The sequence below is a fragment of the Bacteroidota bacterium genome (assembly GCA_018831055.1).
Classification (GTDB): domain Bacteria; phylum Bacteroidota; class Bacteroidia; order Bacteroidales; family B18-G4; genus M55B132.
In genome coordinates this window covers 1-6,662 of record JAHJRE010000101.1, presented here as the reverse complement: position 1 = coordinate 6,662, position 6,662 = coordinate 1, and the positions used below count along the sequence as shown (strand labels likewise).

Genomic DNA, 6,662 nt, shown 5'->3' with positions numbered 1-6,662 from the left:
TAAAAGAGAAACCGCAAAAGAAGTGATAGCCATTCTCGGAGAATTTGACATTAACGATCTCCCTTCGGGTAATTACAACCTGGTAATCGAAATCCGTGATAAGGAAAACACCCGGATTACAAGTAATCAGCTATTCTTCCAGCGGAGCAATCCCAAAGTCGAATATAACCTTTCAGACCTGGCAGCGCTCAGCATTGAAAATACTTTTGCCGGAAGGATTACAAGTGAAGACACACTTAACCAATATATTATGTTCCTCTCCCCTATTGCAACCGATCTTGAACGGGGTTTCATTAACAAACAAATGAAAACCAGCGATCTGGTGACAAAGCAAAGGTTTTTCCTGAATTTCTGGATTACACGCGACAATTTGAATCCAGATAAAGCCTGGGAATATTACCTGGGGCAGGTTATGAAAGTCAATCACTCTTTTAACGCTATTGCAAGGCAGGGATATGATACAGACCGGGGAAGGGTATACCTGAAATACGGACCTCCGAATATTATTTCACAAAGCTATAATGAACCTGCCGCCTATCCTTATGAAATATGGCAATACTATACTTTGGGAAATAATCAGAGGAATAAGAAATTCGTTTTCTACACAGAAGACATCGTCACCAATGAGTTCCAACTGGTCCACTCGGATGCCATCGGAGAAATATCCAATTACAGGTGGCAGGTGATGATTTACCGCAGAACGTACGATCCGGAAAATTTGGATCAGGGCCAGTATTTCGATGCCTGGGGAAGCAAGGTTAACCAGTATTATGACAATCCTTATTAATGCCTGGGAAAATCTTTTTAGAAAGGCCACCGGAATTTAAAATGTTTAGAATTACCTTTGCGGAAAAGCGAAATTTTTTCTGGAATGGCAATTGTATACTATAGTTTTAGAGTTATATCCTGGTGTATCTCTCGTTTACCCTTCCCGGCGCTATACTGCTTGTCTGGTTTCCTGTGCTTCATCCTGAGGGACGTAATACGCTACCGCCGGAAGGTCGTTTACAACAACCTTCGTAATTCATTTCCTGAAAAAAGCGAATCGGAAATCCGTAAAACGGTCAGGAAGTTTTATCAGAACCTTGCCGATGTCATCCTGGAAACCATAAAACAGGAGAACCTCAGCCTAGGGCAGTATGAGAAGCGTTTTATTTTCAGCAATACGGAAGTTTATGAAAAAATAATTTCGCAGGGAAAAAGCGTTATCGTCGGTATTGGTCATTGCGGAAACTGGGAATGGATGGGCAATGCCCTCGGACTAAGCGTTCCGGTGAAAGGATATGCTGTTGTAAAACCTCTTTCTGATAAGAGATTTGACAAATACATCACCAGACTTAGAAGTAAGACCCGTAATGGCGGTGTAATATCTTTCAAAGAAGTCTACCGAACGCTGGTCAGGTTAAAAAACCAAAGAACCATGACTGTTTTTGCTGCCGATCAGACACCAACCCGTGGGGAGATCAATTACTGGACAGAATTCCTTAATCAGGATACGCCATTTTTCCTGGGAATAGAAAAAATTGCGAAATCACTTGATTCAGGTGTTCTATTCCTTGATCTGCAACGGACAGGCAGAGGATATTATGAAGGTAATTTTCAATTGATAACAGATGACCCCAGGAATACAAAAGAATTTGAGATTACGGAAAAATATGTATATTTACTTCAGAAAGCCATTCGCAGGCATCCTGATAACTGGCTCTGGTCGCACCGGAGATGGAAGCATAAAAGAACTTAATCACAGCAGGTTTTGAGTAAAGTCGCGATCGTAATATTGAACTGGAATGGTAAGTATTTCCTGGAAAAATTCTTACCATCCGTAGTTACGTACAATCATCCCGATGCTGAAATTGTCGTCGCTGATAATGCATCCAGCGACGATAGCCTTGAATTCCTTGAAAAATACTATCCGGACATCAGGATCATCCGCAATGAAACCAACCTGGGATTTGCCGGTGGATACAACCAGGCCCTCACCCAGGTGGATGCAACCTATTTCATCCTGCTGAATTCCGATATTGAGGTATCACCAAACTGGATACAACCTGTTATTGACCTTATGGACAAGGATTCGTCCCTTGCCGCTTGCCAACCAAAAATACTCTCATTCAGCGAACGCGGAATGTTCGAATATGCCGGTGCTTCAGGTGGTTTTATTGATAAATATGGATATCCATTTTGCAGGGGGCGGATATTTATGACCCTGGAAAAAGACATTGGCCAATACGATAATGCAGTTGAAGTGTTTTGGGCCACAGGGGCCTGTTTATTCGTCAGGGCTGATTGCTACAGGATGTTGGGAGGTTTTGATGCAGACTTTTTTGCCCACATGGAAGAGATTGATTTTTGCTGGAGATTGAAAAATCAGGGATATAAAGTAATGGTATGTCCGGAATCGGTGATTTACCATGTTGGAGGGGGCACCCTACCAAAAAGTTCAGCCCGGAAAACCTACCTGAACTTCAGAAACAATATGGCTCTTTTGTACAAAAACCTTCCATCGCACCGAATTTTAAAAGTATTTATTGCCAGACTTTTCCTTGATTTTATCGCATCAATGAAATTTCTTATGGAAGGTCACATAAAGGATTATTTTGCTGTGATCAGGGCTTATTTTAGTTTTTACCGCACATTACCTCGAACCATCAAAAAACGAAAACTATTGCAACATAAAAAAACCAGACATATTTACCGCGGTAATATTGCTTTCGATTATTTCCTTTTTGGAAAGAAAAAATTTGAAGATCTGAATCCCAATCGATTTTCCTGAAGTATTTTTAAGCTGGATTAACAAATACTTAATAATTTTATTTGGGGTCTATTCCATTAATAATTAAATTTGCGCTGCCAAAACTTAATAAAAGCGAAATGAAGAAATTTATCATCTTTTTAGTATTGTTCGGAAGTTTTTTTCATCTGAGCGCCCAAAATTTCCAGGAACAAATGGCACCTCAAGGCCAATCTCAAGTCACACGTATCGCTCTTAAACTGAATTTTCCGGATACTATCCCTCTGGTTGTTCAAACAGCTGTTTTCTCGCGGGATCCTTTTAAAATATACGACAGTATTATCGAAAGTAACAAAAGTCTGATACGTGAAAGAATGGCGCAAGCGCCCAACGAGAACGCAGCCAATATGGAAGCGGCCAACCTTATGACCTTCCTGTGGAATAGTGTATTCCATCAAGTAAGTGGCTTTGAGATACTCACAGTCTCATCAAGGCCCAAAGATCAAGCCGTAATTTCTGCACCGGAAATGAGCGGGCGCTTTTGGGTAACCACCAAAGTAACCTTCTTTAACAAATTTTTTGTTTGCTGGTGCCTGCCCATCCAGGTGGAAAGCGGACAGGGTTACTCAGTGGAGATGAATGCAGAAAACACACTGAATTTGAGAGGATTGTTTACTTATATCCTGAACAAAGATAGCCAGGGTCAAACTCCTCCAAAACCTCCCCAAGGGAATTAATCCTTCGTTTTTTCAAGGAAGTATTCTATAGCCAAGCGGTACGAGTCCAATCCAAAACCGGATATGGTGCCAACAGCATGCGCGGCCGTTAGTGATGAATGACGGTATGCCTCCCTTGCAAAAATATTGGAAATATGCACCTCCACAACCGGAGTGCTGATAGCCCGGATCGCATCAGCCAATGAAACAGACGTGTGGGTATAACCACCTGCATTTAAGATTATTCCTGTATAAATAAAACCCGACTTTTGGATAGCCTCAACAAGCTCTCCCTCAATGTTGCTCTGAAAATAATCAATTATAATCTGTGGAAACCGTTCCCTGAGTCTTTTTAAATACTGTTCGAATGATATTTCACCATAAATATCCGTTTCCCTACGCCCCAGCAAATTCATATTCGGGCCGTTAATGATCATTATTTTCATAAACCGGATTTTTTTCAAAATTAAGCATAATCCGGTATGTTTTCAGGAATTACTTTAACTCCAGACTGATATACCTAAGGAATTCTTCCCTGGTTTTTTCCTCCAGGAATTTTCCAGAGTACTCCGCTGTCACTGTGGTACTGCTTTCATCCTGGATACCCCTTGAAGAAACACACAAATGCTTGGCTTCCACAACTATGGCAACATCTTCTGTTTTGAGCACCTGTTTTAGTTCATTGGCGATCTGCACAGTCATTCTTTCCTGTACCTGAGGCCTTTTGGCAAAGTGATCCACAATCCGGTTGATCTTCGAAAGCCCTATTACCTGCCCACTGGAAATGTATGCAACATGAGCCTTGCCAATAATGGGAAGAAAATGATGCTCACAAGTGGAATTCATATTAATATTTTTCTCAACAAGCATCTCCCCATACTTGAATTTATTTTCAAAAACAGAGATTTTTGGCATATTGGCAGGGTTCAAACCCCTGAAAATTTCCTGTACATACATTTTTGCTACACGATGCGGAGTACCCCGTAAACTGTCATCACTAAGATCCAGTCCCAGAGTTTCCATAATTGCCCGGAAATGATCTTCAATAATTGCCATTTTCTCTGCATCCGTTTTTACGAATGCATCAGGCCTTATGGGGGTATCAATTGAAGTTGCCACATGGTTTTCTCCCAGGATTTCGCATGCTTCGTAAAAAGAATCATCCGGCATTGCAGCGTTTACATCGATATCTTTAGTATCTATGGTGTGAAATTCATTCAGTCTCATATTCTCAAATTTAAGGTTGCTAATCGTAGTCTAAACAAGTAAAAGGTACTTTTTGTTTAACTTTTATAATTATTAATTAAACACGATTAGATTTTTTTACACGGATTCATGTTTCAAAACAATATTGCATAATTTTAGACCATTCTTTATCACAGCTTTACTTGAATAACGGGAAGAAGGAAAATGAATTAAGGATACTGGAGGATTGTATCCAACTCACGGATATGTTTCCTGCAGGGCGGATACTCCGAAGTGAATCTCCGGATTTTATCATTCGCATCAGCCGCAAGAAAAGTCTGGGTATAGAACTTACGGAAATAATTTCTCACACATCCGGCAATATTAAATACGCATCAAACCCGGTTGGCGATAACAATGATTACGTTTCCCAAGCTATTTTAGAAGCTGTTTCGAAAAAGGAAGAAAAGATCCATTTGTACCGAAAAAATCGTCTCGACCATTACTGGCTGATCATGTATATACAAAGTGAGCCAGGGCCAAGTCAATCCGGCTTTTTCAATCGCATGGAAAAATGGATTTTCCAAACCTCTTTCAATAGAATATTTCTGTATGTAAAACCCTGGCGAAAAGTCTTTGAATTAAATAAAATTGATAATTTAGGGCACTTATAATCATCCTATTACTAAGAATTGAATAAAATGAGAAGAACTACAAATTTTACTGCATTGCTAAGTATCATGATCGTATGTTTTGTATCATCATGCAACAACCGTCATTTAAGCCCAGAAGAGATTCATAATTATGTTTTTACGGTAGATTCGCATACCGACACTCCCATGTGGTTTATACGATCGGAGTTTGATTTTGGCCAAAGGCACGATCCCATCAAAGATCGCAGTTGTGTTGACATTCCGAGGATGGAAGAAGGAGGGCTGGATGCCGTTTTCCTGGCTGTATTTACTTCTCAGGGTGAACGAACAGATGAAGCTTATGATAAAGTATATGCCTTTGCAAACCGCATCCTGGATTCCATTGAAAGTACGGCCGATAAAAACGCAGAGAGAACAGCCATCGTCACCACTCCTGTGGAGGCTTATGCATTGGAAGAAGAAGGGAGACGAGCTTTGTTTATAGGAGTAGAAAACGGATATCCCATCGGAAACGACCTAAGCAAAATCGGGATGCTTTATGACCGTGGCGCCAGGTATATCACCCTTTGCCATACCAGAAACAACCAGATATGCGATTCTTCCGCCGATACGACCGAGCACAACGGATTATCTCCTTTTGGCGAAGAAGTTGTAAAAGAGATGAACAGACTGGGCATGATGATTGATGTCTCCCATATTTCCGATTCCAGTTTTTATGACGTTATCCACTTGTCAACAAAGCCTGTTATAGCCTCTCACTCATGTGCCAGAGCCATATGCGATAACCCAAGAAACCTTACCGATGACATGCTTCGTTCATTGGCTGCTAATGGAGGCGTAATACAACTTTGCATTCTGAGCGATTATGTTAAAAAACCAGAACCCAACCCTCTTCGGGACAGTCTAAGAGAAACGGTGAGAACAAAATTCAGGGGATTCGAAGGCCTCAGCGATGAAGAAATGAAACAAGCCAGAAAAGAATGGTATGCCATCGATAGCATAGCACCAAGAAAGCTGGCCACAGTTAAAGATGCGGTTGATCACATAGACCATATTGTGGCAGTTGCAGGAATTGATCATGTAGGTATAGGCACAGACTTCGACGGAGGCGGCGGACTAGCCGACTGCCGTGATGTAAGCCAACTGCCCAGCATCACTAAAGAGCTTGTTGCCAGAGGCTATTCAACAAAAGATATAAAGAAGATCTGGGGGGAGAATTTGATGAGGGTTATGGCAATTGTCAGTGCCTGAAATATGTTGACCACTTTTTGACCATCAAAAAGTTAAGAAATGGCAACAACATCATCTTTTAAAAAGCAATTTGACCAAAGGAGACAACGTACTTTTTCAGAATCAATCAGAAAAGAAGTTGTACGC

General features: G+C 40.9%; 8 protein-coding genes. 6 read left to right on the top strand and 2 right to left on the bottom strand.

Going from position 1 to position 6,662, the window contains the following annotated elements; genetic code table 11:
• The 4 genes from KKA81_06315 to KKA81_06300 all read left to right on the top strand — a co-directional run.
• Positions 1-787, top strand: a 787-nt coding sequence (locus KKA81_06315; protein MBU2650529.1) for a GWxTD domain-containing protein, incomplete at its 5' end; no start/stop codon positions are given.
• A gap of 84 nt (positions 788-871) precedes the next feature.
• Positions 872-1,741, top strand: coding sequence for a lysophospholipid acyltransferase family protein (locus tag KKA81_06310; protein ID MBU2650528.1), 870 nt, complete (start codon positions 872-874; stop codon positions 1,739-1,741).
• A gap of 12 nt (positions 1,742-1,753) precedes the next feature.
• The gene (locus KKA81_06305; GenBank protein MBU2650527.1) at positions 1,754-2,773 is read left to right on the top strand and encodes a glycosyltransferase family 2 protein; all 1,020 of its coding nucleotides are present in this window, start codon (positions 1,754-1,756) and stop codon (positions 2,771-2,773) included.
• Positions 2,774-2,871: 98 nt separating this feature from the next.
• Positions 2,872-3,468, top strand: a complete 597-nt coding sequence (locus tag KKA81_06300) for a hypothetical protein (protein MBU2650526.1) — start codon at positions 2,872-2,874, stop codon at positions 3,466-3,468.
• On the opposite strand, the gene KKA81_06295 is transcribed toward KKA81_06300, so the two are convergent.
• Entirely contained in the window at positions 3,465-3,893 is a 429-nt protein-coding gene (locus tag KKA81_06295) for a 3-dehydroquinate dehydratase (protein MBU2650525.1), read from the bottom strand. The two genes, KKA81_06300 and KKA81_06295, sit on opposite strands and share 4 nt — an antisense overlap.
• Before the next feature lie 49 nt (positions 3,894-3,942).
• Complete coding sequence (gene folE / locus KKA81_06290) at positions 3,943-4,617, bottom strand: GTP cyclohydrolase I FolE (protein ID MBU2650524.1); 675 nt, start codon at positions 4,615-4,617, stop codon at positions 3,943-3,945.
• Between the two features lie 218 nt (positions 4,618-4,835).
• Between folE and KKA81_06285 the strand changes: the two genes are divergently transcribed.
• Positions 4,836-5,306, top strand: a complete 471-nt coding sequence (locus tag KKA81_06285; protein ID MBU2650523.1) for a hypothetical protein — start codon at positions 4,836-4,838, stop codon at positions 5,304-5,306.
• A gap of 27 nt (positions 5,307-5,333) precedes the next feature.
• Positions 5,334-6,536, top strand: a complete 1,203-nt coding sequence (locus KKA81_06280; GenBank protein ID MBU2650522.1) for a dipeptidase — start codon at positions 5,334-5,336, stop codon at positions 6,534-6,536.
• The last annotated feature ends 126 nt before the right edge of the window (positions 6,537-6,662 follow it).